Genomic DNA, 25,208 nt, shown 5'->3' with positions numbered 1-25,208 from the left:
GACAATGCCGGTCAGAACTCTTCCTGCGTTTTCAAACGTGCTCGAATCTCGGCAAACAAGTCATCTGTGGAAACGGATTCCAACGGACGACGGAGCACCTCTTCTTCAGAAAGCTCATCGCTCATCTCCTTCGCTGCTTGGTAGCAATTCCACAACCGCTCTACCTCATCACTTGGATCATCTGAGACCCGCTCGTTCGCTTCCAGCTGATCACGCATCTCATCAGACAGCTGATTGGCAGGGAGAATGTCCACTTTTTGCAGGTAGCTGGCGTCCGCCTCCGCGAGTAGGCGTTCGATTAGGGCTCCTGTTGCCGAAGAATCCGAGTAGATCCAACCAGATGCGCAGCTCTCAATAAGATCCAGTGTTTGATTGGCTACATCTACGGCAGCTGGAGCCGTCGACAGGTCAATAGGGGATGCGTCCAAGACCTGCGTGGACCACGACAGTGCAGGGTATATGCGAGACGACCAAATTCGGGCTTCGTCATCCACCACCCTCAAAACCGCGATCTCAACTGGGTAGAATTGTCCTCTGAGGGCGACGATCCTCATATCGCAGAACACCAGGCTGACAATGGGTTCTGGCAGGCCAAGATCCTTGTTGACGCTGCCAGAGCCATTGGTGATCTCCACTTTATTCTCTTCATCACTCATCGAAGGGGTTCCAATCGCCTTGCTCCTGGCAGTGTGCGCACAGGGCAGTTGCCTTGTTCTTCTTCCGTACAATATCCCCCACATGGCCGCATCTTGCACATGTGCGCTTGCTGTCCAGTACGAGACGCTTGAGCGGGAAATCCAGGCATTGATCGTACCGACGGAAGTTTATCTGGATTGAACCGTCTGAACCCGTCGTCACATCCGAGACCTGCACTTGAATCGGTGCCTCACAATTCTCTCGAACCAGATGCTCCGCCTCCGCAAGAAACCTTCCCAGCAGGACGAGCCGACCCGGCCCAATGCTTGGCCATAATGATGCCGCATCAGCGCTTACCAGGTCTGGAAAGCGATCTGCTATGTTGAGCTCAAGATCCGTTGGCCACATCATCTCAGCGCCTTCAAATCGATCTTCGAGGTAGCGGTTATAGCACCAGCAACAAAGGGTGACTAAATGTCCCCTGATGTTTTGGATTTCGGCAGAATTTCCGCATCTCTCACACCTCTTCTCGATCTCTTCGACACGCGTATCCAGCTCATCGAGGATATTTCGATTGCATTTTCGTGTGTAGACGCGCAATCCGCCAAGTTTTTGCTTGATCTGTACGATCACCGGCAACTCACCCCCAAAGACATCGGGATGTTGTGAAACACTGCGCTTTACATCCTCCAGCACTATTGCGAGTTGGTCAGCCCAGCCTACACGATGCTCTCCAAGTGCCTTTAGAACGCTTGCTTGGATGTCATTCCAATCAACAACCTGGTTCATCACTCATCCTTCAGCTGCGCCAGCACGTCAGCTTTCTCATGAACAACACACATGATTTCTTCGTCCGTCAGATCTTCGATCCGTTCGAAATCGGCGGTTGAGATTGGGGCCACAACACTATTTTCACTGTCGTGAACCGCAAATGTCATATTCAGGAATCGAAGATCTTCGGTATCTGTGAAATTTGGCTCAAGTGTCCTGGTCATCATCGTCACCCAATCGACGTTTGTGCGCTGCAATGTGCTCGGCTAGGTCTCCAGCAAGATTGCCTGCTGCAATGTCCTTTTCCAAAAGCTCAAGGAAAGCTTCTATGGCTGGATCTGTATGCTCGTCCTCGCCCTGGTCCTCGCCATTCACTTCACTATCGATGCGCTCATCCAATTCGCGAATGCTCGTCCGAATCTGCGACAGCAATTCGTTGTCACTTGCTTCATGTACCTTGCGCGCTCTGATCTCATCTGCGGAAATCGGATCAGATAAGTTTGCCAGGCCAAGTGCGATCCTTGCCTCTTGCAGTGCCAAAAGCGCCCTGGTCAGTGGATCAATCTCGACGTCAGCAGTGAGCGCGTCGAACTCATCTCCGCCAATCGGATCAGACAGCGATGCTTGTCCGGCGAGAAACTTGGCCTTCTTCAGCTTCAGGAATGCGCGCGTCACGTTATCAGCCTTAGTGCGGGGCTCTCGCGCACCGGTCATCTCTAGCCACATGGCGGCGATCTTCTCAACCAGTGACCACACGGTTTGCTTACGATCATGCTGCGAGATCTCAAAGCGGACTGCTTTCTCTTCGATACCGTGCTGCTCGGATTCTCGTTCGCTCACGCGCACTTCGTAGTCGCAGAGCCCACTAATATCATCGCTGACGTTCCCGGCATGGGCTCGGGCGATCTCTTTTTCGTTTGCGTAGACAATAATTTTGAGCATCCCTCACCACCCTTTCGTCACACATACAGGACAGCGTCCGCGGTCATCAGATCGGTCGATCTGACCGAAATATCCACAGACCGAGCACGTCAGTTGATCTCGAATGGGCTTCTTTCGAACGCCAAACAGCCGGTGCCGTTCTGGATGGCGCTTGCTCGCGACATCGTGCGCGCACCAACAACACAGGGTCGTGTACCAACCGTCCAACAGCTGGGTCTCGGCAGCGTTTGAGCATCGCTCACAGGTACGATTTGCTCGTGCAATCGTGGCGGTGATCATCGACTGGATGTGTCGATCATCACACCTGTGGTAGATGCGGAGCTCGCCGAGTTTTTCTTTTATCTGGACAACAAAGGGGTAGGTGGCATCTTTAAGATCGCAGTATTCCTTAACCTCTGTGAAGAGCTTTGTGGCCAAGCCGGACCAGCCTTCGGGTGTGCGGCCGAGGCTCTCCTCGACCGATTGCTTGATGTCGTTGAAATCAATTGCGTTAGTAGCGGCTTCCGCCATGTCGGACTCCTCCAGTTGATGGTAGGAGGCGTCGGAATCGAACCGACTCGTGCACTCTAATCTGGAGCAATTACAAGGATATAAGCCTCGCCCGCATACCAATGCTGCCTCCCACGGATTTCGCGTGGGCTATCGACCTCAGGCCGATATTCGATGGCAGTGGATGCGTGTGTACGTCATGACCTGAAGCTGAACCAGTTCGTGTCACTATGTCAAGACGGAGTGTGCTGCACTTCGAAATTCACCGCGTAGTTGCGGGAACCTTCTTGCTAAGGTTGTGGGGTTCAATTCGGCTTCTCGCAATTAGGAAAGCGTGACAGCACTTGTGCTGAAGTTGTTGGGGCTGTTTTCTTTCGCAAGCTGCCCTTAGGACCGAAGCACTTTTGACTTCGCCTTTCCTTTGCAACGGGGAAAGCTAACGCACCCCAAGAAACTGCCATACCTGCCTTTTCGTTCAACCAACCATCCGTTTTCGCAGGCCGGACAACTTGGATACTCCGCACCGCAGGTACATTTCATTAGTTTGGAACCTTCGACTCTAGTCGGAAGCCCGGTGCCGCAACTTGAGCAAGCAGAGATCGTAAAGCCGCACAGCTCAGCGTGTTCGCATCTGTACCAAAAACGACCGTCTTTGGTTGGGAACGCCAGAAGATGTCCACCGCATTCGCCGCAAGTGTGGTTTTCCTGCTGAAACTCGCGCTCACCAAATATGCCGTACTCAGGATCTTCAAGCAGCTCGGTAACAAAAGCGGATTGCATCGATGCGGAGCTCATCAATGTCACGGTTTGTCTTGCTCTGGTCAAGGCGACATACATGACGCGTCGCTCTTCCGCGTTTTCGAATGGCTCAGCATCCGGTGAGACCATGTTTAGGAGAGGGTCATCAACAATCTCGGACGGAAACCCGGTACGCCCTCTGAACAGATTGAGGACAATGACATGGTCAGCCTCCAGTCCCTTTGATGAGTGAATTGTTTTGAACGTGATATCCAGCCGGGGAAAATCGCGTCGCAAGCCAGCTAATCCTGTCGGAGCAAGGTGTCTATAACGGCCCAACAGCAGTACCGTTGTCTTTTTCTCGCTGTCTAAGTTTTGCGGTATTGAGCCTAAGACTTGGGTCAGCTTGAGATCCGCATCATGGCGGAAAGTCGATACGACCCTAAGGGCCGGTGCTTCAGCAACTCCAGCCGGGATTACGGTTTTTGTTAACTGAGCTGGGTTTTTCAGGACGAACCTTTTTGCAGCGTGCGCAATTTGATCGACAGACCTGAATGTCCTCCCGAGGTCAACTGTCCGGTGCACACCTGTTTCTCCATCAAAGACACCACCAAACTCTTCCCCGAAGTGCCGCATGAGATTGATGTCAGATCCTGCAAATCTGTAGATAGACTGCCAATCGTCACCAACTGCGAAAATCCGTGCGTCTGTATGCTGAGCCTTTAGAGCTTTGACCAATCTTCCTCTGCTGCGTGAGATATCCTGAAACTCGTCTACGAGAATATGTCTGAATGGGCTCACATATTTTCCGCTCTCCGCGTATTCGGAAGCACGCAGTATCATGTCTTCGAAGTCGATCCGCCCATCTAGTTGTCTTTGGTACTCCTGATAAACCGGCTCAAAGATCGTTAGAAATGCCTTCGAGCGTTTTCCGAGTTTCAGCCTTTCAGCTTTTTCAGAGCACTCGCGAACATGGTATCCACCACCCTTATAGTGGCGCAGAAAGGTCCCAACCAACTGAACGAAACTGTCGGCCTGCTTTAGCTCCACAACCCTGTCAAAAAGTATTTCTGGCGGCCTGGGCGCCAGCTCTTCATATTCGGCGACTTTCTCAGCCAAAGCTTCTAGCAGGCGACCCTCTTGGCGCTCATAAGAGTATGTTTCGATTAGTGTGGTTTCGTGCTCTTCGTGGACACCCCGTTTCCACTCCATACTTTCCAGGTATTCTTCTTGGTCGACAAACGGAGCAGTTGTGAACTGATAAGTGCCATCAGCAGCCTGCTTTCGGCGGACACCAAAGTGTTCGATGTATACTCCACTCTTGGTGAGCTTGAAGTCAGGGCAATAATCCCGAAACCCGCCTTCGGACACCTTGTGCTCGTAGTTGGGCTCATATTCGTACTCGATACCATTCTCAAAGAGCCAATTGGCGATCATCAACTCTTCAAAGCTCTTAACCTGTTCGCCTTGTAGAGTTCGAAGATCAGCTTTCTCGATATACGTGTAATAATCGTGCTTCTTCTTAAAGTCCCATTCACTCTTATCTTCGAGACGGGTGTAAGAAAACCAGCCTACAATGGCCTTAGAGACCTCCGTCGCCGTTTGAACAAGCGCGCGCAGGATGTCTCTGATTAGAGCCAGGTACGCTTTGTCGTCAGTCGCGTGGGCCGCAAGAGCCGGCTTGCTGCCTTCCACAGCGCCGATGATGTCGTAGGCCAAGGAGTGAAAAGTCCTGGCCTCCAATTGCTCTCCGCATTTTTCTTCGATGCGTTCCGACATTTCTTTCGCCGCGTCTCTCGCGAAGGCGAGCAAAAGGACTTCTTCAGGTTTTCGAGTTCCAGATTTCAGCAAGTAACCAGCCTTGGCCGTGATGACACTCGTCTTTCCCGACCCTGCCCCCGCAAGCACCAGCGTAGCATCCTCATCAGCGATTATAGATTTACGTTGTTCTGGTGTCAGAGGGTTGCTCTCGAAGGTATCAAAGAACTCTGACCACTCAACAAGTTGCTTTTCCTCAAAATTAGAAATAGCCGCAACTCTTCTCTGTCTGGCGTCACGGATGAAGGCCTGAATGGTCTCAACTTCTGTCCTCGAGCTCTCATCGATTGAGCCGTCAGGCAATCTCGACAACAACCTTTGATCAAGGTTTTTCGCCAATTGGAGCTTTGGTGACAAAATGCACGCAGATGGATAAAATGTGGGTTCCGAGAGTTTAGCAATAGTTTGCAACAAATCAGAAATAGTCTGCGCCTCGGCTTCGAAACGCTCCATGTTGTAATTCAACCATTGTGCCCGTACGGCATCGGCAAATGCCACGGCGTCGTGGTGCTTGGCCCCTTTGAGAAAATACTCGCTGCCATCACAGGCTCGAACTGTAAGCTGACATCCCAGCAGCCCCTTCTCAACGGAAGGAGCGTCAGCGAGATCTGAGAGATGGAGTTGTCGAATGCGCTTCGCACCAACTGTCAATTCTTGATCGTGGAATGACAGTTGACTTGCATGTGCCCCAAGCGGGTTCAGAATTAAGCCAAACAATGGCTTGGATTTAACGCGGTCCAAAATATCAGTTTTTCTTCAACTAACGCTTAGAAACACGCTAGCCTTAAAATGTGGAATTGTTCAGCCAAATATTGGCAGATACGAAGACAGATTTACAGTGAAGATGTATTTAGTTCTAAACCTGAGCCAAGGTGAACTAGAGAACCTTCACCCAAGTCGATCAAGCAGGGTAAATTCTTGTCAACTTTAACGTGAGTCGTTTCCTCGCCCTAGAAAGGCAATTTGCCAGGTCGATCTAGGCCAAGGTTCATCATTAGATTTCATTTTATTAAATATGTATTGAAGTGTCTTCCTCAAGAAAACGTACTGAATAGTCCAATTCTCGCACGGAAGGTCATCACGGGTTTTTGTAAAAAACTGAACTCGAAATCCGCCTGTCACGCAACCGGATGACGTTGGTTTGACACCCCGCGGAAAGCAAGTCTTACCAGCCCATTTTGAGAGCTCCTGCAAGAAAGCAGGCCGCTTACATTTGGCACCCGAGAAAGCGCCTCTACTTCGATTCATAGTCAAGCCCTCCTCGCGCCAGACGATCCAACGGTTTGCCCAGTTCAAGCAAACCGAGCTTCTTCAATTGAGCTTATCAAATTGGGCGAGATTTTTCAACAAACCGCTGTTAAGAATAGATTTTTGAAAGCACCAAAAACAAAAAAGGCCTGGTGTTTTGTTGAGTTAGGCTTCGCCTAATTCAACAACGGTCAGGTCGCAAGAATAGATGGGCTTGCCTGCCAAGGATAAATCCAAGAATTTAATCCTTCCTCGCACAAAAAACCTCAGTTGGAGCTGACGCAATCGGATGGTGCTTCGGCATCAAATCTAACCGTTAACGCCACCAATTCAGGTCGGTGATTCGCGAAAACATGGATGCTGCACGGATGCATTTACAGGGAGACGCATTGGGCTCCTGCTTCCACAAGAGATGGTGGCGGTGAGCGAGTTTTGACATTTTCAAATATTCAAAATGACTATTAGTCTTAAAACCAACTTGGAAGGCTGTGCCGTATCCGCAACAGGCGTGCCATGTCGACTAAAGGTTGAATACCTTTCTTCAACTATGGGGTTGATTTCAGCATCGACTTCGGTTTTGTATGTCTCCCCATGACAAACACGTTCCAACATAACAAACGCGTTCAAATACCGGTCTCGTAACTTCCGGTACATTGGGATGCTTGTGCAAGAGCTCAACGTTTAGAGCCGCTTTGTCAGACAAGAAATCCGATGGAAACGTTTGATTTATGGTGGGCTAATAGATGTCTTTCCAAAACTACTCACAACTGTTCCAGAGCAGTAGCGCCATTATCTTCGATTTGGCCTGCGCTCTGACCGCATACTTAAGCTCTCGGTTCCTCACACGAATAGGCGCCTGATCCCAGCGGGAAAACCGTTTGTTTCAGGCATTTATTTGATTTCCGAGTCCGAAGAGGGATTGTCTCTTTGGTTCCCTCGGACGCTATGAGGATACTGAAGATCCCATGACTCACGACGTAACCGACCACGATTCGTGGAACTACTCGCCACACAAAACACCTAAAGCTCCAAACATTAAACTCGGGGATATTCACGGTGTCTTGCCCTTTGACGGCGTAAGGAACCCCGGCGCGCGCAGTGCAACCTCACACAAAGTTTGGTTCCCCTACCAGACGCCCGCAAACGATTGGAAACCAAAAGTTGCAATTTGTGAGAGCGCAGCCGAAGCGGCCGTCGCCCTCGATGCCCTGATCACACCAAACGTGCACGACGTGAGCTTTCAACCGCTCACGGTCCATTATCAGCTCGATGGAAAACGGAGGCAGTACACACACGATCTCCTGATTACCTTTAACAACGGCTATCGCCGCCTCTTGTTCGTCCGGAATGATGCAAGTCTGGAAAAACCAAAAACACAGCGTGAAATCCGAGCTATTGAAGAGATGACACCTCGAAATACGGCCAACGATCTCAAAGTCGTCAACGCGTTGGATTTCCCAAGGCAAAAACGAGAAAACCTCTTCAGAATGCATGCATTCCTCCAGGATCCCGACCCTGAGGCAGATGATCTTGTGATCGCCACAGCTCGCAGCTTGAGCGAACTCTGGCAAATGAAAGACCTTTTCCCTCATGTGGACTTGCCCCAAAAGCGGATCTTTCGTGCCTGCTATCGCCTTGTAGCCCGCCGTCAGATGCTTGCCGATCTTAACAACGTCTTCTTGGAAACATCCCGGGTGGAGGTGGCGCCATGACTCTCCACGCTCGGTACAATTACGCTCCCGGTACTCGTGTGTCGCTCGGGACCGGAACCTCGGAACTTCTTGGGAAGACACAAGAAGGATACGAGTTGATGGACAGTGAGACCGGGGAAGTTGGTATTATCCCGTTTTCAACCTTCACAGAGCTTTTGAAAAAATCGGAAATCGAAATCTCTGATGGCGGTTTCGCAACAAACGTTGTCTCGCTTCGGCAGGGTGGCCGCCAAGTCGCGGAGCAGTTTTCGGCAAGGTCAAAAAAGAACGGTGAGTTTCACTACGCAATTAGCGTTGCCTCGGCCGAGCTGCGTCGGGAGATCAGAAAAAATACGGGAAACTTCAATTACCAGCTTAAAATTCGAGATTTGGACGAGCCGGAGAACCGTAAGTATATCGCCAAAGTAGCCAGCAAGCACTTCCAGAATACTGTTCGGACCACAAAGTCTCGAGGTGGCCAAAACACTGATTGGGTTCTTTATGACGGTCGCACACTGCGGAAATATCTGAAGATTTTTGACTCAGCAGGATCTGAGGACGATCTCATCGCGCTCCTCGCAACACGCGAACACCAGAAAGGGAATCGCAGTCCGAGAATTGACGAACCCGTCAAACAACTCATGACCCAAGCATGGGACACCTTTGGGCTCGACTCAAAAGGCCTCAGTGTAGCCAACGTATGGGACTATCTCGCCACGCTTATTCATGACGAAAACAAGCTACGCAGAAGCAATAAGCTCAAAGAACTCCCTCTCCCTTCTCAAAAAACCCTCAAAGCACATCGAGACTATCTCCTTTTGCCGACTGAAGTGATGGTTGCGATGAAAGGTGAAAACTACACCCGCAACAAACGCGGCCGTGGAAGTACGGACATCCGCGCACTTCTGGTTGGCGAAATGGCGTACATTGATGAGTGCAAGCTTTCGCTGATCACTACAGCAAAAGAACGAGGTTTCTGGGAGCGCTTGTCTGACGAAGACAGGATGGCGCTGGAGAAAATTGACGAGTTCGTTCAACAACGCTTGCACCTGTTGCTCATGATCGACGTTGCTTCGAGTATGCCGCTGGCTTGGGTGTTGAGCGACAAACCAAAAGCGGAGGCCACACTTGCTCTTCTGAGAATGGCAACACGTGACAAAACCCGCGAAAAGATCAAGTACGGTTGCCAAGGAGACCCTGCTCCGGCCATGGGCATTGGGAGCATCATGTCGGACAATGGTTCCGGTCTGCGAAATAAGGTCGTGATTGGCGCGGCCTTGGGATTGGGATCTAGATACGTCGTAGGTAGAACCTATGCCTCGACGGACAGGACCAATGTGGAGCGAAGCTTCGGCACGCTTGAGTCCCAAGTCATTAAACTGATCCACGGCTATACCGGCAGAAGACCAGGCGAGCTGCCTTCATACGATGCAAACGCAAATGGGGTGTTGGTCACCGAAGAGTTGCACGGCATCTTGACCCGCTATTTTATCGATGAGTACCCTTCGCGGCGCCACATGGGGATTGGCATGGGTGGTCGCAGGCCTGCTGAAGTCCTCAAGGAACTCAACGAAACTCGCGGTTTGTTTCGTCCAATCGATGAAGACAGGCGTCGTATTCATCTGGGATTGGAGCAGTCGCTCACGCCCACCGATGAGGGGGTAAGGGCATTTTCCGGCATCTGGTACAACTCGGATGAGTTTCAGCGCGCTGTTGAGCGCCATCCCAAAACAAAGGTCGCGGTGTTCATTGACCCGGATAACCTTACGCATGCCACTGCCGTTATCCCCAATGAAGAGCAACTGTTTCGGCTTCGTCTCCAAATTACAGCGTTCGCAGATCTGACGCTGCCTGAAGCGCTCGAGTTGCTTCAAGCCTACCGCAGGGAGAATCCGGACGTTTCTGAGATTCATGAGGATCGCATTATTTCGACGAGAAAAAAGCGCTATGCCGAGCTCAATAAGATCGGTGTCGAGCATGGTCTTTCCAGGAGTTACTCGACAATCGAAGAGTTGAAAGCGATGGCCGAACGGGTGTTTAGCGGTGCTCGCGTAGTTCCCTCACCAAGGAAGGCTCCAACACTCCAATCCGGCGAAATCAGTGCAGGAACCGACAATCCGGAGGAGTTTTCCTTGGGTAGCGGCCTGAGGGCGAAAGTGGCCGGTGAAAACCCTGGATCAGCTTCTACACCACCGAGACCGGTTATTCGCGAGACTTCGGGGGCTCCGCACGATGGCGCAGCAATCGAACAGGAAAAACGTGCACCTAGAAACGACGAGAACCGCCCAATTGGCCGGCCCAAGAACAGGGGAAAATTCACATGAGTTTTATCAATCCAGAGAGCTTCAAAATCGGAAACCAACTAAGGAGAGCTCATTTTACTTTCTCTCGTGCAAAGCCATTGAAGGCCGCATTCAGCAGATGCCTCGAAGACCAATTCCGTAGCCAATTGATCGAAGGTGTCGAGGCCCGCGGCATCGTAGTAACAGGAAACTCTCGAGTTGGGAAATCCCGAGAACTGAAGAAGCTCATCAACGATTTCAATGCAAGCGAGACGCAAATGCCTGACGGCAGACCGGCAAAAGTCGTCAGTTGCGTTCTCTCAGGCCGAGTGAGCTTCAAAGATCTTGGCGTCAGGACTCTTTCGGCCCTTGGATATGAGCCACGAAGAACCCGTACCCAAGAGTACATTTGGCAACGTGTGCTGGATCAAGCTCAGGGCCAAGGTGTCGTTGGCATTCACTATGATGAATGCCAACACGTTTTTGCAAAGGATGCGAAGTCGAACAGAATTTTTTTGGACAGTTTCAAGTCAATGATGAAAGAGCCACGTTGGCCTTTGATGTTGATCCTTTCAGGGGTGCCTGTTTTGTCCGATTATGTGCGTTCGTACGAGCAACTTGATGCGCTTGTGGATCCCGTTCACTTCGATGAAATTAGTCTAAAGAATGACGCAGAACAACTCGCTGAACTCCTTTACGCATACGCGGACGAAGCGGAAATCGATATTGAAGAATTGGCAACGGAGGGCTTTCTACGTCGGCTCGACTTCGCGTGCGCCCATCGCTGGGGCCTCGTTATCGAGTTGATGATTGATACCCTCACCAAGGCAAAAATGGAAGGCAAGGTCGAACTTCAACTGGAAGACTTTGCTGAACAGTTTGCACTACGCACGGGCACAACAAAGCAGTATTCTCCATTCACTGAGAAAAACTATGTAGAGGCATTCGATACAAAGAGAATGCTCAAGTTGAGCGATTAGTCAGTATCTGATGAAATGTAAAACTTCAGACTTGATCTGACGGACATCTCAGCGAACAGCGCTGAGGATGGGTTGTTGGTCGTCCGATTGATCGGAAGCCCTGACGGTCTTGTCCACAGCGATGTGTATCGTTTCGCGGAAGGTCTGCATAGGCGTTTTACCGTAGCAGTATCTTCCTGAATGCGGTCGCTGTTCGTTGTATTTGGCCAGCCAGGCATCGAGATCGGTCTGCAACTCCTCCACTGACCGGTAGATCTTCTTTCGGAAGGCAATGTCGTAGAACTCCTCCCATGGCGTTACGCTGCTACCGCAGCGTAACAGATAGCGCTTAGACCCCGCCAGAGCGGGCAGATCAAACGGTTACCTTTGTCATACACTTTGAGACCTTTATGAGAACATCGCAGCTTACATCTTGAAGTTACTGCGACACTTCAAACGAACCGTTTGTCTTGCAGACAGAAAACTTCTTGCCAACCATGTCGGACTTGGCTTCGGCAGGGCCGTCCTCTGGCGTGGCGAAGAAGTCCATCAGTTGGTTTGGGGCATCGTTCTCAATTGCGAGCTTTATCAATCCAGACTCGCCCGAGAAGATCAACTCCGATGCGCCTGCGTGAAGAATACCATCAACCAACGTCAGATTTTCAAAACACGCCTGTTCGGCTCCCCGCTTGGTTATCCCGAAGTAGAGAGCCGTCAGTGTTGCAGCTATGAGTGCAACTGATCCGTAGCGCAGAATTACATGCAACATCCATCGCCATGTGCAGCCGCAGGATTTGGCGCTGGTGCTGCTGCGACCAACGCAGGGAGTTCGTCATCCGTTCCGCTCAGAACAAGGTCCTTGAATTCGTCCCAGGGGAAACCTGTGCCTGGGTCTGACCGTCTGGTTGGATCAAGCTTAGCATGTGAGACGACATGCACGAGGTTCGGATACTTGGCCCAGCAATACCGCACGATGCGCGCTGTTGCCTCAACTTGCCAGTCCGAGAATGTATCGGCGGGCGTTTGTGCGTTCACGACTTCGATGCCTAATGAATAATGATTGACCTTGTTCTTACCATCCCAAACATCTGGGTGAGAGACAGCGTTTCGGACATGCCATGCCGCTCTGGTTTCGTGGCAGGTTGCCCAAACAAATTCGCCATGCTGATCTTCGTCTTCATCGGGTACAAGCCAGTGAAAACTTGCGTTGCCTGCCTCGATCACACTTGCCGCACCGGAAGACGATGAGCCTGCGGTTGCATGGATCACGACAGCCCTTATGCCCAACAGCGGATCGTAAATTCGTCCTGATGACGCATTGATGGCGTGGGGTTGAATTCCCGGATACCATTCCTCATTCAAAATAATGTGGCCCGGGCGTTCTGCTGCCGGAAGATCAAACTGATAGGTTTTTGGATCGGCCATAATGTCCTCCCTTGGATATCGTTAACTTTCACTGCTTGCGCAACGCGTCCACGAGTGCAGCGCTGCTAAATGCGGCGGGGCTATAATCGAGATTTCCCCTGTCGTTTATGAATGCTCGAATGACTGATGCATTGAAATAGCAGGTCACGTTCTCACCACTGCATTTGGCGGTACTGTTAGAAGGAATTTCAACACGTATCTCACCGCTCACGCTATCAACGATGGTGAAAGACGCACTGTTGGTGCTGGAGTTTTGATAGGTGAGATTTTCTGAACTTGCTCTAATTTCATCGACAAGCAGAACATATTTGTATCTGTCGGGATTTCCCGTGGCGTCAGCAACGCGCCACGCAGCAAAGGCGTTCACACCGCTTGCCGCTAGATCGCGATATGCGCTGGATAGTCCGTCATAAACGCGGGTACTGTTCAAGCGCACTGCATCCTCAACCTCGAAGGCAACGTTGCTTCTTACTTCGGATGCAATGGCTGCCTGAGCTTCGTCGGTCAGATTTACTGATGCCGATACGGTCACGCCCTGGACTGAAGACGCTTCAAGTTTGACAGGAGTGGTCGGTGGAAGCGTACTAAGCGCAATATCGGATTGGAGTGTCACAAGCGTTTGATCTTGCTGATCCCAAAGCAACAACCGGCCTGCCGACAGTGCTCCTGAATTACGGAATCCTAAGCTCGTGCTTGCATAGTCAAGATCGAGAATGGCGCGTGTGGTCGGTGGCGTATCCGTGCAGCCGACGAGTGCAAAAGCAAGGACAAACAAAAGTCGTTTCATAGTAAATTCCCTCATAAAATGAAAACAGAGTAGCGTATCAACCGTACGCTGTGAAGCTTTATGAGACCCGCGCGGTGGTATCAGTGAGCGAGCAAAGAGAATTTCAATTTATCAATTTTAGGGCTTAGCTTTTGTATCTTCGACTGACAGCGCCTTAAGGGCTTTCAAATCTGCCTCGGCCAAACTGGTTTGTATCGCGTCATGTCCTTCAGATAACTCGGTGTGACACCAAAGCATAAGTTCGTGTAGCTCTTTCTTTGCTGCTTCATCGCCATCACGAGCGCGTTGTCTAAGCGTGCCAGACTCGCGATTGTACTTTGCCTTCACGCGACGGCTAAGTGCCGCGTAGGCATGGCCAGCCTCACTTTCGGCTATGAGCAACAAGTGATTTGAGAACACACCGTCAAAGAAGACGATCACGAGAATGGCAAAGCCGAGATACTGATCAAGACCCGGAAAAAAGCCTGCTGCAATAACCAGCCCTAGAAGGCCAGTGAGTATTTTCGCTCCGTAGGCAAAGAGCTTACGCTGCCCGCCTAGCTTGGAGTTATCGGCGGCGATCTTGTAATACTCATCGAGTTCTTTTTCTAAGAGTGCATCGTCCATGATTAGCTCATCGCCAATGTGCCGCCATCAAACCGTCCGCCCGTATCGGTTTGGATTGCAACATTGAATTTCTCTACTTCACCAATGCTGTTGGCTATGCGAACGGCAATTTGGCCCGACGCTCTTCCCCACATCTCAAGGGACGCTGTAATTGAGAACGTGTCGCCGTTTTTGACGGTGCTGGCCTCGCATTCAGGGCAACTAACAAAACCCGGACCTGGCGGTCGGGGCTTATTAACAAAGCACCTTGACGAGACCATGAATGGCCCATCACCGTCCAATCGTAGCAGCGTTTGGTATCTGGTTCGGAAAATCGCCGAGTTGGCAATTCGGGAAAATGAAACAACGTGTAACGATGAGCAGGATGGGTCGCCAGATGACACCCAACAATACGAAAAATGAGGAGTCGGAGCCGGTCTCCCATCCTTCTACACCATTTCAAACTACTCGCGCTGAAGGACGAGGTTGTTTGTGGAATTAGAGCCTCTGCGGAAGAAACGGTCGCACGCCCGAGAATTGGCTTCCGAGGGCGACGAAGTATTATGCAAAATTAGCCAATTGCCCGAAAGCGTCAGATATGGAAGGGAATGGGAATGTCAGAAGAAAGGCCCAATGAAACTACCGAAGCATTCGAGAAACGCTGCGAGGTAGACGCCATCACGGTGGTCTTTCTCCTCCGCAAAGCAGCTCAGTTTGCCTCGGAGGATGAGCTAACGCGAAAAAGCATGAGCGCTGATGAGTGGAACAAGCTCGCCCCAAAGCAGTTCTAGCAAGAGTCAACGTCGCAATTTTTGAATTGGAGCGATTGACAACTAGCAACCCAAAACGGCCTCTTAATTGCGCAATCAATCTCAAAAATATGAGCTCAGTTTCAAGCACCCAACCCTTAACCGAGTTTATGCCAAGTTGAGATATCTCATCAGAGCTGTATCGCCGGAGACTATGACTGGCGAGCACCGAAAAAATAATGAAGTAAGCGATCATTGTAGCTGATTGTGAGATTGCAGCTCAGCCCAAAACCTATCAATTTCCAATGTTCTTGAACTTGCACGATAATCGCCAGTACAGATTGGTCCACTTAACGTCAAGCCAAACTGTTGATAGTCCGCGCCGTTAGGGTCAAACGGTAATAAGTTACACGCTATTTCTACAAGAGGTCCTAGCTGGAAGGGTAAACTCTCAATCCACAACGTATTGTCTTCGAAATACGCTACCCGATTACCCTCTGGACTTATTGAAATTTCACTTGCCGCGCTTGTTGGTGTAGACCAGATGGAGTCTCCACTTTCCAACGAATTAATTGAATAGAAGTTCTGAGTTTGCCATTTACCCAAAAATAACTCTGGTATAATCCAACCTCCCTCTTGGCCTATTTTCAAACCTTCAGCTAGTCGAAAATACTCTCCTTTCGTGTTCATTCCGGAGATCACCTTGCCACTTTCGTAGTTGATAAAAACTGCCGGTCCTGAGTCTGTTAAAATAAAGTATGTCAGTTTTTCATCAACAACTGTCACCGGGTTCATGGGTTCTCCGCTCGGTAGTTTGTATGGTTGCACCATGGAAATCCAATACCCGTCACGCTCTAAATTGGCTGCGATCTCTCCGGACAAAACTCTGAGGTCCTGTTCTTCTTGCAAGGTAAGAACCGGATTAATTTCACGGTTTCCAATCTCCAATATGTATGGTTTTTCGGTTTCTTTTGCGAAATACTGAACAAATCGGGCGTCTGGTGAAACGTTCACGCTCACCCCCCCCGAATAGGGTCTAGAAGCCGGCGGATTCAGGCTTTGCGTCCAAGTTGATCCGGTTGCTATATCTAAGACTGTGACGTCGTTAGTGTCTGCCCAAACCAGCGTGTTTTCATCCCGCCATGAAATGTCTGCGCCGCTCGCCGATTCAGCCAAAATCGCATCACGCATTCGGCTAACTTCATAGATTGAAATGAAACCTACGTCAGGAAGACTCGAATCTTCGTCCACATTAACAACTGAGATACAACGACCATGCCTCTTTTCGAGGTCAGCGCCATAGACACGAAGTGTTTTTAACAGCTTACCATCAAAGCCTATGTCAAAGTACTTGTGATCTACCCAATATAATCCATTTTCGTTCTCGTTCGGTAACTGAGTAGAAAACCCGTCTTCCGAGAATTCGTAGTGTTCGTTGGGTCCAAGAGAGAAGCTTGTCACTTCCCCCAGCAAACCAGATAGGCGATCAGCGGAGTCTTTAGCGCCTGATGTTTCGAGAAGAAAGCGACCCCAAGACATGACTTGGATCGTGGTGTTTTCCCAAGCATCAAATTGGCTGTTATTCCGAAAAAACCCACTTAGTAGGTTCGCGTGCTCCGACAGATTTCTTTCTGAAGCTACAGCAACCGAAGAAAAGTCACCATTCGGTTTTACCTCGTTCCAAAAATCGGGGAAGTTCCCCAAGTTTATTGGGTTCTCACTTAAACTGGGAAACAAAATCGCTGTTTTCGGATTAAAACTAGGATGACTGGAGAGCGAAACAAACACACGATCACCCCCGGCTTCCATAATTACGCTTCTTGGAATACCCCCTAGTTCCGTCGTCAATCGATGCTCGAGCTTCCGTTCACCAATCGGAGTCTCGTTCGAAGCATCTAGATCAAGAATACTAAGTCCCCAATCGCCCCAAAAAACTATGGATTCGGAATCTGGATCAATGGTGAATTCAATATTTGACAGTGTGCCTTCTCTCGGGAAAATTGTTGTGGAGAATAAACTCTGATCGTGGGTATCGAGTACGTAGACTTCAACTTGCCGATTTCGGGCATCTGCTTCGTCAACGCCATAGTTTGTCTGTTCTGGGTCGGCCTGGAGACGAACTATCAAATACTTTCCGTCGCTGGATGTTTCGAAGGCAGTTACCCTAGTTTGCTCATTCGGTGTATTCGGAAGCGGCGGTAGTTCAACGGGCAAAAACTTGTGCTTGCCCACAAGTTTTTTTCTTTCAACATCGTAAGTATGAACGGAGTTTTCCCTGTCGATCAAATAGGCAAATGAACATGAAGCATCCATGGCGATATTTTTCCATTTGCCAAGTATTCTGGCACGTTCGCTGTGATCAAAGATTGATCTTGCCAGAACGGTTCTTACACTCGGATTCTCAGTAATTGCATCGGCGTCAAGTAATCTAGGAATTGCATCCAATGCTACTATCATCGCCTCTGTAGTCTTGCCTTCAGCCAAAAATTGTGCAGCCGATGCAGCCTTTTGATCCAGCAATGCCTGGCTAGCATTATTCGCGCTTATCTGTGCTTGTTTTCTGGCATTGGCCTCATCTTGATAAAGGTTCCAAACCCAAACTGATGCGAGGACCACTGGCGCAACGTAGACCGTCAGTTTGATTGGTTCTGCATTGTTTGCGATGGTATGAAATATTCCGTCCACGACACTGGGCGGACTTCTTTCGTCATGTGGTTCAATTACTGAATTGCCTTGAAGCAATGGAAGCCAAAACTGGCGCATCCATGAATCATCGAACACGCCTTCTGGCCCGTAGAAATATCCACTATGTCCAAATTCGAAAAAACGATTGCGAAATTTCTGATGAGTCGCACCACTGAATCCGACTCGCCCAGCCATTCCGGTAAAGAGCACGAGAAGCTGATTTATCACCAACACGAGGTCTTTAGACCCGCAATCGTTAACTACTCTATCAACACTTCCACCCACCAAATCACGCCAAGGGAAGGAACCTCTTAGTACAGAACCGGAAAGAATGATTGTATGAATTTTTGGTCTTTCTTCGCGTGGGATTCCGTGCAGCGCCCAAGCAAGAACGTGTGTGCCAAAGCTGTGTCCGATGACGTCAATTCTCTCCCAGTGTTCTTTCTTGCACCAGGCTAACATCTCTCTTCGGAACTTTCTGACGACCAACCAACGAAAAAAAGGTATGATAAATGCTAGGACTGAAAAGTACCCATACTTGTAGTTTATGACTTCGATGCAGTCTGCGTCGGGCTCCTTTGAGAGCAGGTTTTCAAGTTGTTCCTGCCAACCACCAAATGTGCGTATACCGTGAACAGTAATCACAAGGTGTCGTGAAGTTCTTCTCTTGCTGGTGTGCATAACAACAATTTTGCAAATCTAATATGAATAGCAATGTGATGGTTAATAGCAGAAAATGCTCGCTTTCTCAATATTTCCAAAATCAATGTTCCACCCTAGACCATACCCTGTTTGATGAGGGCTAAGACAAGTTTGCTCGCTATTTCACATGTCTGACGTCAGGGGTTTTGGGACAGATGGCTACTTGAGCTAAGAGAGGATCTGGCGCATCTGTTTGTTTTGATTATGCGGCGGATTTGCGGTGAAGCAAGCGCCTGGTTTCGATTGTCTTTTGTTTGATCCTTTCTCGCTGTTTTAGAATGGTCTGCCCGCGTTTGAAGTAGACATCAGCGGGCGTGAGGTTTTGTAGGCTTTCGTGGTAACGCCGGTGATTGTAGTGATCGACGAAAGCATCGATCTGCTGCTGGAGGTCACCGGGCAGATAGTAGTTTTCCAGCAGGATGCGGTTCTTGAGAGTCTGGTGCCACCGCTCAATCTTGCCTTGAGTCTGCGGGTGGTACGGTGCGCCTCGGATATGGCTCATCTGCTGATCTTCCAGCCATTCCGCCAACTCGCCAGAGATGTAACCGGATCCGTTGTCGCTGAGCAGGCGTGGTTTGTGCAGCACCGTTGCCTGATCACAGCCTGAGGCCTGCAATGCGAGGTCCAGTGTGTTGGTCACATCCTCGGGTTTCATCATCGTACAAAGCTTCCAGGCGATGATGTATCGGCTGTAATCGTCCAAGATCGTACTGATATAGAACCAGCCCCAGCCGATCACCTTCAAATACGTGAAGTCGGTTTGCCAGAGCTGGTTCGGCCGTGTTGTCTTGTCCTGGAGCTCGTCTGCGGCTGACAAAACCATATAGGCTGGGCTGGTGATCAGATCGTAGGACTTGAGGATGCGATAGACTGAAGCCTCTGACAACGGACAGAAGTTGACCATCTTCAATGCCAATTCCGATCTAGCTTCAGTTTATGAAATTCTGAGTGTTCAAATTAAGTGTCAGCAACCGAATGTCAAAAATGGAGCCGATGTGTTTTTGAATTTTGCTCGATTCCAACGCTGCTTTTTGAGCAGAACTGCCAATTCAGATTTTTTGGTATCGTACCGGTTTTGTTAGCTTCTTCAGAGCACCATCTTCAGTCGCCCGCTTTAACCACAAATTTACTTGTGACTTCTGTAAGCCGAACGCATCGACGAGCTCGTCAGCGGTGAAAGTTTCTGATGGATATAGGTCTACTTCTAACAGGAATGCCTGATAAAAACTAAAGGATCGCGATCCTTCAGCTTCTCTATTTTCCGCAACAAGATCAGCATTTTTATCCTTTGTTTTCTGTGGAGTAGTTGCCTCAATCGTACTCTGTCCTGTGGCGGTCTTTGCAATACCCTGAAACAAGTCTCCAGTCTGGGTTTCCGTGGCAAACATGTCGGCTTGTCTGCTTGCTTTCGGCTTGGAAATATTATCGAAAGGGACAAGAAGTGATTTTATGTCTAGGGCTTCTATATTTTCCTCGCACCAACGCCCTCCGGTCGATACCAGCTTTCCATTTGCCGCATTTTGGTCCTTTGTAGGCTTAACCCAGAGAGGAACCCATCTTTTTTGGAGATTTTCTTCGGCCCCATTGATCGTGCCTCCTGTGGAGCCAGAGTGTATCACCAAGGAGCTTTTAGAGAGGCAATAGATATACTTGTTTCGTGACATTGCATTGCCGACGTTGAAACCCGCCTCAGGGGCAAAAGGTGAAATCAATATCATGCGATGCTCCATCAGAGCGGCCCGCCATTTCCTGTTGGTCGCTGACCTAAGCAAACTATCGGCGACCACTCCTATTGCCTTCCCTCCAGCACCCAAAGCGCCCAACATGGCCGTTTCGTCGACACCTCTTGCCGCTCCGGACACGATTGTCAGGTTTTCGGTTGCCGCTTTTTCACCCAACCGTTTGGTGAACAACAGATCATCGTCATTTGCATTGCGAGAGCCGATAACAGCCAGGTCACCGAAGTCTAGGAGACCGCGATCTCCACATCCAAAGAGGACCGGTGGAGAAAGCGTCTTTAACCTAGATTTTAATTTGGCGGGATAGTCAGCATCGGCCCTTGTCATAATCCAGAGCCCTGCTCGGTGCCATTTCTCCACAGCCAGCGCAAGAGCATGGCCGCGCGAAAGTAGGGCAATAATTCTACCCTGATCAATTCTTTTGTTTACCCAACCTGACAGCATTTCCTCAACTGTTGGCTTCAACAAATCCCCTGGTGTCAGGCCTCTTTCCTTTAGCCACGATGCAAATGTTCCCCATTCGCTAATGGCTAAAGGTTTGGGTCCATCACGGGTAACTTTGCCGAGATGGCATGTCATCAGAAGAGTGGCCTGCGCTGAAGGTGACAACTGCATCATTCACCTACCGCGGAGGAAGCCAGAGCGGCCGGATATACCAAACCGCTTCCTGCTCTTCGGAGCAAAGCGGTAATTACGGTGAACGTCCATCCGGAGTCTACTACATCATCGATCAGGTAGACAGGATCGGTTGGAATGCCAGAGGAAATGTCAAAGACACCATCTAGGTTTCGGCATTGGTGGAACCGATTTTGCTGGTACTTTTGAGGTTGATTATCGGCTACCTTTTGAACCGCATTTATGAATGGTAGTCCTAGCCTATCCGCAACCCTTTCTGCGAACCCAGCAACCAAGTTGGGGTTGTTAAGAGAGGGTACGCAGGTAACCCACGTTGGATCAGGGTGTGGCTTCCATCTCTGCAATATCATTTCAACCATCGCTTCAACTAGATCATCCCCAAAAAATCCCGCATGTTTCCCGTCTGCGACTGCGTTACCCCAACCCGCATCATTCCATCGAGACAAGTACCGACCCTCTTGAGCTTGAAGCGAGGGAGGGAGGTTACCTCTAAATCCATACTCCACAAATGCATTGGCTGCCACTTGGACCTTTGGCTTTATATTTCCCTCGGAGTGTTTTAGGAACAGCGATGCTCTATGCTGATCTTCGTTTGACAAGGTGGAATCATGGATAGGGCTTCCTAGGCATGACTGGCATTTCCCACAAGGCGTGATGCCTTCGTCATCCAGTGCATTCCTTAAGAATGCCATCTTACAGTCATCAGTCTGAATATACTCTTGAACTTCTTGCCATTCTTTTTCGCGTTGTGAAGTGAGGTGTTCGATGCGGTCCTGATCCATTGCAAACGCCACCGGTGTTCTGTACCATCGGCTACCATCTTTGATCACAGGTGCCGGGTTTTCGGCACTCAGAAGCTTTAGAACCTTAGAAATCGTGCCGCTACGAAGGTTCGATTGTTCTTCGATGGCACGAAGCGTCAAACCGTCACTATCTTCAAGCAAGTCTAAGATTTCACGAACTTGGTCTTCCGGGGGGAAGGCTGAGCGGCGAAAGAAATCATGAATCCGATGGTCTTCTGATCCAGAGAGAAGCACACCCACAGCCGCATCGATGCTTCGGCCAGCCCTTCCGACTTGTTGGTAGTACGACACAACGGACCCTGGGGCCTGATAGTGAATCACGAACCGTAGGTCTGGCTTGTCATAGCCCATACCTAGAGCACTGGTAGCAACAAGTACCTTTAGTTGATTAGATAACAAAAGCTCTTCAAGGTGGATACGGTATTCATTGCTATCAGCAAACCCGTCCGCGACGACCGAGCCATAATAGGCCCGTGCGCTTATTCCGTTGAGCGACAACCAACGAGCTACTTGTTCGGCGTCACGGGTCGTCAACGTGTAAACGACCCCAGTGCCTTCAATTGTTGGTATGACCTTCGCAAGCCACGCCAAACGAGACGCTTGATCCGGCAGGGTTTTGCATTGCAAGGAAAGACTGTTCCTGTTCAAAGGACCACGTTGAATCCGAACGTCTCCCAATTGGTTCCGGATGTCTTCTACCACTCTGTTGTTCGCGGTCGCGGTCGTACCCAGAACCGGAGTGTTTGGGGGAATTTGGCGTAAAATGTTGACAATTCGACGATAGTCGGGTCTGAAGTCATGCCCCCAGTCTGAAATGCAATGAGCTTCATCTATAACCATTAAGGCGATCCTGCTGGCAACAGGAGCTAAAACAGTTTGGATGAAATCATCGTTTGCAAGGCGTTCTGGTGAAATCAGCAAGCAATCAACTTCATCTGCCAGCATTCTCTGGGTTACTTCTTGCCAGTCTTCATTGTTGGTGGAATTCATGGTCACGGCGTTAATACCAAGACGGTTTGCTGACTCAATTTGGTTCCTCATCAGCGCCAAAAGGGGGGAAACAATTATGGTGGGGCCTAAGCCTTGGTCCCGAAAAATCTTGGTTGCTATGAAGTAGACCGAGCTTTTTCCCCAACCTGTTCTCTGCACCACCAGCAGCTTTTTTCTTTCGTTAACTAAAGCATCTATAGCTTCCCATTGCCCCGCACGGAACGATGCCTCCGGGGACGCAAGTGAGGCTTTCAAAAGTTGCTCGGCTTCTTGGCGGTTCATATCATTCTCGTTATTCAATAGCCTCTGTGAACTTGAGACAGTAAATGTCCGAGTTCACACGTGCTCTTTATTGGTGCTTTTGGGGAAAGCTACATCGGTTACTTCTTAGCCTCTGTACACGCTTGAGTGGAAGGTCCTAGTTTGGAGGATGCGAATTTCTTCATTCAGGTCGTCGGATTTGCATCACACAAGGATTTCCTAAGAACGGTCGTTCTTCCGCCCCGGAGTTACTGTTCTATTTCACTGACCAGCATTGCTCCTTGGAATTTGCATCCTTAGTGAATGGCAGCTTCTGCAATGTCACTGAGCGCAGGTTGAGGAAGCGCTGAAAGTCAGCTAAGGGCCGGTCAAGCCCTTGGGCCTCGCTGGCCGCTCCGACTTTGCAAAGCTCACTTTCTGCGCATCGCTGACGTAGTACAGTCAGGATGCTGCGTGGCAGGGAATTGAAGCTTTGCCCGAGAAATCGGAAGTTGACCCGAGCCATCTCAACATCCGATTTCGGTGTAGTGGGTAGCTCTCGAAAAAGTCTTCGAGGTGCGATGCTCGCCGAAGCCCGTCAAATCTGCGATGGTCTAGTGTTATTTCAATATTTTCGGCATGGGCCGGCACTTCTAGTGGTCTTGGTCCTTGTTCTGCATTTGCACGCTTATGCTTCCTGATTTTGGGCTTGCACGCTTATGCTTCATGCGTTGCACAGTTATGGTGTTTCATCAAACTTGCTACTCATTAAGACGTTGTTTTAAAAAGATATTTTTGCACAACCTATGCAAGAAAACACTGATTCGTGCACGCTTATGCTCAATTTGCATTCCACAATATCAATAGATTACACCATGCTCGGGCATAACCGCACACTGGGCTCTGGTTGCTATTTACCACGTTTTTTGTGGCAGATTCTCCTTGTTTGAGCGTCAGAAGTCCAAAATTTCGCTTATGTAGCCCGACGTTCAACGGTTAGAACGGATAGCGGATCACGGTTCCGCTATCCTTCTTATCGTCAAAGCCTCGTTCAAATAATCAACTCGAAGGACTTGGATTTATACTTGTTCAACAACCCGCTGGATATTTCGCTGAACCGATCAGAACCATCATCAATTACATGACCGTACTGGGACATGGTAAAGCTCGCATTGTGATGACCGAGCATTTTGAAAGCTTCCAGATACCTTCCTTCCAGCATTATAGACGATGCAACAAAGTGCCTTAGAGCGTGGAAACCTCGATGATCTACACCTGCATGCTGCAGCAAGGGTACCCAACAGTGCTTTCGAACCGAATGGTAGTGTTTGGGGAATCCGGTCTTTGAAGCAAAGACCCAAGGACTTCGACTGGATAGAAGTTTCGACTTAAAAAGTACCTGTAGGTCTGGCACGATTGAAAGTGTTCGATATGCGTTGACGGTTTTGAGATCGCCCACCCTACCTTCTTGTGTCATACCCCTTCTCAATATGTCTACACGTCGGGATATCGAAATCCGAGAGAAGCCTTCGCTAAAGTCCGCCCATTGCAACCCAAGCGCCTCCGAGATTCTGACTCCAGTGGTAGCGAGCAAAAGCACCAAAGGTGCATAGTCCCTCCATCTAGCAACGTCATATGAGCGCCCATACGTGCACAATTTTCGAAGGCTAAGGAAAATCCGACGCATTTCATCGTCCGAGAAAGTCGAGGTCAATTTCTGCGGCGCTCTAGTGTCAGCTTGTATACTTAGATGGCGGGCGAAGTGTTTATCAATCAAGTCACGGTCTACACCCCAATTCAGAATCGCTTTCACAAGGTTCAACACATGTTCGGCTGTTTTTGTCGACTTACATTCCCTTTTTAGAACTAAAATCAGATCGATCAGCCTGTCTCGATTTAGTTCTCCGATCGGTATCTCACCTAATTCGGGAAGAATGAATGTTCTTAGATTATGTTGGTATGCGTGAAGAGTCGAAATCTCTAAAGGTCGCTTCCCGTCACGACCAAACGCAGACGCCTTCATATACTCATCTGCGAGTTGGCCAAAACTCTTTTGTTCAACCCAGTACTCTCCACGCTCTTCAGCTCTAATTAGTGATGCTAAACACTTTTTGGCTTCACTCCGCGACCGAAAGGTCTTCTCCTTCCTCTTTCCTGCCGCATATTTTCCAACGACCCTGTATACGGTTCTTTCTCCCAGTTTTCTTTTGTACATTGCAGGCATGTTATTCTCCCATTTTCCAGGCCTGTACCATGAGGAGAAATTGAGAAGTTAGAAGTCTATTAAATATCT

The 25,208-nt window shown here is 49.5% G+C and carries 17 protein-coding genes, 1 tRNA gene and 2 pseudogenes; 3 read left to right on the top strand and 17 right to left on the bottom strand.

Features of this window, described 5'->3' with window-relative positions; translation table 11 throughout:
- Positions 1–11: 11 nt before the first annotated feature.
- The 7 genes from ACR0KC_RS12405 to ACR0KC_RS12375 form a co-directional block, all read right to left on the bottom strand.
- Entirely contained in the window at positions 12–656 is a 645-nt protein-coding gene (locus ACR0KC_RS12405) for a hypothetical protein (protein ID WP_480791125.1), read from the bottom strand.
- Positions 649–1,425 carry a hypothetical protein gene (locus tag ACR0KC_RS12400; protein WP_480791124.1) on the bottom strand — a complete coding sequence of 259 codons (777 nt, stop codon included), beginning with the start codon at positions 1,423–1,425 and terminating at the stop codon, positions 649–651. The genes ACR0KC_RS12405 and ACR0KC_RS12400 overlap by 8 nt, the downstream gene beginning before the upstream one ends.
- On the bottom strand, positions 1,425–1,631 hold the full coding sequence (locus ACR0KC_RS12395; RefSeq protein WP_170498777.1) for a hypothetical protein: 207 nt from the start codon (positions 1,629–1,631) through the stop codon (positions 1,425–1,427). The genes ACR0KC_RS12400 and ACR0KC_RS12395 overlap by 1 nt, the downstream gene beginning before the upstream one ends.
- Positions 1,615–2,349, bottom strand: a complete 735-nt coding sequence (locus ACR0KC_RS12390) for a hypothetical protein (RefSeq protein WP_480791123.1) — start codon at positions 2,347–2,349, stop codon at positions 1,615–1,617. The genes ACR0KC_RS12395 and ACR0KC_RS12390 overlap by 17 nt, the downstream gene beginning before the upstream one ends.
- 3 nt (positions 2,350–2,352) lie before the next feature.
- Complete coding sequence (locus ACR0KC_RS12385; RefSeq protein ID WP_480791122.1) at positions 2,353–2,859, bottom strand: hypothetical protein; 507 nt, start codon at positions 2,857–2,859, stop codon at positions 2,353–2,355.
- Between the two features lie 19 nt (positions 2,860–2,878).
- A tRNA-OTHER gene (locus ACR0KC_RS12380) sits at positions 2,879–2,972 on the bottom strand.
- Positions 2,973–3,225: 253 nt separating this feature from the next.
- Positions 3,226–6,135, bottom strand: a complete 2,910-nt coding sequence (locus ACR0KC_RS12375; protein WP_480791121.1) for a UvrD-helicase domain-containing protein — start codon at positions 6,133–6,135, stop codon at positions 3,226–3,228.
- Positions 6,136–7,607: 1,472 nt separating this feature from the next.
- On the opposite strand from ACR0KC_RS12375, the gene ACR0KC_RS12370 reads away from it, so the two are divergent.
- The 3 genes from ACR0KC_RS12370 to ACR0KC_RS12360 all read left to right on the top strand — a co-directional run bounded on the left by ACR0KC_RS12370 (position 7,608) and on the right by ACR0KC_RS12360 (position 11,595).
- A complete protein-coding gene (locus ACR0KC_RS12370) occupies positions 7,608–8,354 on the top strand; it encodes a TnsA endonuclease N-terminal domain-containing protein (RefSeq protein WP_170495012.1) in 747 nt (248 codons plus the stop codon).
- A gap of 98 nt (positions 8,355–8,452) precedes the next feature.
- On the top strand, positions 8,453–10,657 hold the full coding sequence (locus tag ACR0KC_RS12365; protein ID WP_480791120.1) for a hypothetical protein: 2,205 nt from the start codon (positions 8,453–8,455) through the stop codon (positions 10,655–10,657).
- Positions 10,654–11,595, top strand: a complete 942-nt coding sequence (locus ACR0KC_RS12360; RefSeq protein WP_480791119.1) for an AAA family ATPase — start codon at positions 10,654–10,656, stop codon at positions 11,593–11,595. Before ACR0KC_RS12365 ends, ACR0KC_RS12360 begins: the two co-directional genes overlap by 4 nt.
- A 48-nt stretch (positions 11,596–11,643) precedes the next feature.
- Here the strand turns inward: ACR0KC_RS12360 and ACR0KC_RS12355 are convergent.
- The 10 genes and pseudogenes from ACR0KC_RS12355 to ACR0KC_RS12310 form a co-directional block, all read right to left on the bottom strand.
- Positions 11,644–11,880, bottom strand: a pseudogene (locus ACR0KC_RS12355) (integrase core domain-containing protein); the annotation flags it as partial.
- 133 nt (positions 11,881–12,013) lie between these two features.
- Positions 12,014–12,343: a hypothetical protein gene (locus ACR0KC_RS12350; protein ID WP_480791118.1), complete on the bottom strand. Its 330-nt coding sequence runs from the start codon at positions 12,341–12,343 to the stop codon at positions 12,014–12,016.
- On the bottom strand, positions 12,331–12,999 hold the full coding sequence (locus ACR0KC_RS12345; protein ID WP_480791117.1) for an N-acetylmuramoyl-L-alanine amidase: 669 nt from the start codon (positions 12,997–12,999) through the stop codon (positions 12,331–12,333). The genes ACR0KC_RS12350 and ACR0KC_RS12345 overlap by 13 nt, the downstream gene beginning before the upstream one ends.
- A gap of 28 nt (positions 13,000–13,027) precedes the next feature.
- Complete coding sequence (locus ACR0KC_RS12340; RefSeq protein ID WP_480791116.1) at positions 13,028–13,786, bottom strand: hypothetical protein; 759 nt, start codon at positions 13,784–13,786, stop codon at positions 13,028–13,030.
- Positions 13,787–13,903: 117 nt separating this feature from the next.
- On the bottom strand, positions 13,904–14,392 hold the full coding sequence (locus ACR0KC_RS12335) for a hypothetical protein (RefSeq protein WP_480791115.1): 489 nt from the start codon (positions 14,390–14,392) through the stop codon (positions 13,904–13,906).
- A gap of 980 nt (positions 14,393–15,372) precedes the next feature.
- On the bottom strand, positions 15,373–18,486 hold the full coding sequence (locus ACR0KC_RS12330) for a hypothetical protein (protein WP_480791113.1): 3,114 nt from the start codon (positions 18,484–18,486) through the stop codon (positions 15,373–15,375).
- 223 nt (positions 18,487–18,709) lie between these two features.
- Positions 18,710–19,393: pseudogene (locus tag ACR0KC_RS12325) on the bottom strand (transposase); the annotation flags it as partial.
- A gap of 163 nt (positions 19,394–19,556) precedes the next feature.
- The gene (locus ACR0KC_RS12320) at positions 19,557–20,861 is read right to left on the bottom strand and encodes a DNA-processing protein DprA (RefSeq protein WP_480791112.1); all 1,305 of its coding nucleotides are present in this window, start codon (positions 20,859–20,861) and stop codon (positions 19,557–19,559) included.
- Positions 20,861–22,957 carry a RecQ family ATP-dependent DNA helicase gene (locus ACR0KC_RS12315; protein WP_480791111.1) on the bottom strand — a complete coding sequence of 699 codons (2,097 nt, stop codon included), beginning with the start codon at positions 22,955–22,957 and terminating at the stop codon, positions 20,861–20,863. The genes ACR0KC_RS12320 and ACR0KC_RS12315 overlap by 1 nt, the downstream gene beginning before the upstream one ends.
- A 1,009-nt stretch (positions 22,958–23,966) precedes the next feature.
- The gene (locus ACR0KC_RS12310; protein WP_480771920.1) at positions 23,967–25,139 is read right to left on the bottom strand and encodes a tyrosine-type recombinase/integrase; all 1,173 of its coding nucleotides are present in this window, start codon (positions 25,137–25,139) and stop codon (positions 23,967–23,969) included.
- Between the last annotated feature and the right edge of the window lie 69 nt (positions 25,140–25,208).

The organism is Ruegeria sp. CF3 (assembly GCF_056537365.1).
Note: the sequence above shows the minus strand (reverse complement) of the source record. Positions and strands in the feature narration are given on the sequence as shown.

What these genes read in the sequence shown, in the direction of transcription:
- ACR0KC_RS12405 (WP_480791125.1), bottom strand. Translation starts at nt 656, where the DNA reads ATGAGTGATGAAGAGAATAAAGTGGAGATCACCAATGGCTCTGGCAGC.
- ACR0KC_RS12400 (WP_480791124.1), bottom strand. Translation starts at nt 1,425, where the DNA reads ATGAACCAGGTTGTTGATTGGAATGACATCCAAGCAAGCGTTCTAAAG.
- ACR0KC_RS12395 (WP_170498777.1), bottom strand. Translation starts at nt 1,631, where the DNA reads ATGACCAGGACACTTGAGCCAAATTTCACAGATACCGAAGATCTTCGA.
- ACR0KC_RS12390 (WP_480791123.1), bottom strand. Translation starts at nt 2,349, where the DNA reads ATGCTCAAAATTATTGTCTACGCAAACGAAAAAGAGATCGCCCGAGCC.
- ACR0KC_RS12385 (WP_480791122.1), bottom strand. Translation starts at nt 2,859, where the DNA reads ATGGCGGAAGCCGCTACTAACGCAATTGATTTCAACGACATCAAGCAA.
- ACR0KC_RS12370 (WP_170495012.1), top strand. Translation starts at nt 7,608, where the DNA reads ATGACTCACGACGTAACCGACCACGATTCGTGGAACTACTCGCCACAC.
- ACR0KC_RS12365 (WP_480791120.1), top strand. Translation starts at nt 8,453, where the DNA reads ATGGACAGTGAGACCGGGGAAGTTGGTATTATCCCGTTTTCAACCTTC.
- ACR0KC_RS12360 (WP_480791119.1), top strand. Translation starts at nt 10,654, where the DNA reads ATGAGTTTTATCAATCCAGAGAGCTTCAAAATCGGAAACCAACTAAGG.
- ACR0KC_RS12350 (WP_480791118.1), bottom strand. Translation starts at nt 12,343, where the DNA reads ATGTTGCATGTAATTCTGCGCTACGGATCAGTTGCACTCATAGCTGCA.
- ACR0KC_RS12345 (WP_480791117.1), bottom strand. Translation starts at nt 12,999, where the DNA reads ATGGCCGATCCAAAAACCTATCAGTTTGATCTTCCGGCAGCAGAACGC.
- ACR0KC_RS12340 (WP_480791116.1), bottom strand. Translation starts at nt 13,786, where the DNA reads ATGAAACGACTTTTGTTTGTCCTTGCTTTTGCACTCGTCGGCTGCACG.
- ACR0KC_RS12335 (WP_480791115.1), bottom strand. Translation starts at nt 14,392, where the DNA reads ATGGACGATGCACTCTTAGAAAAAGAACTCGATGAGTATTACAAGATC.
- ACR0KC_RS12330 (WP_480791113.1), bottom strand. Translation starts at nt 18,486, where the DNA reads ATGCACACCAGCAAGAGAAGAACTTCACGACACCTTGTGATTACTGTT.
- ACR0KC_RS12320 (WP_480791112.1), bottom strand. Translation starts at nt 20,861, where the DNA reads ATGCAGTTGTCACCTTCAGCGCAGGCCACTCTTCTGATGACATGCCAT.
- ACR0KC_RS12315 (WP_480791111.1), bottom strand. Translation starts at nt 22,957, where the DNA reads ATGAACCGCCAAGAAGCCGAGCAACTTTTGAAAGCCTCACTTGCGTCC.
- ACR0KC_RS12310 (WP_480771920.1), bottom strand. Translation starts at nt 25,139, where the DNA reads ATGCCTGCAATGTACAAAAGAAAACTGGGAGAAAGAACCGTATACAGG.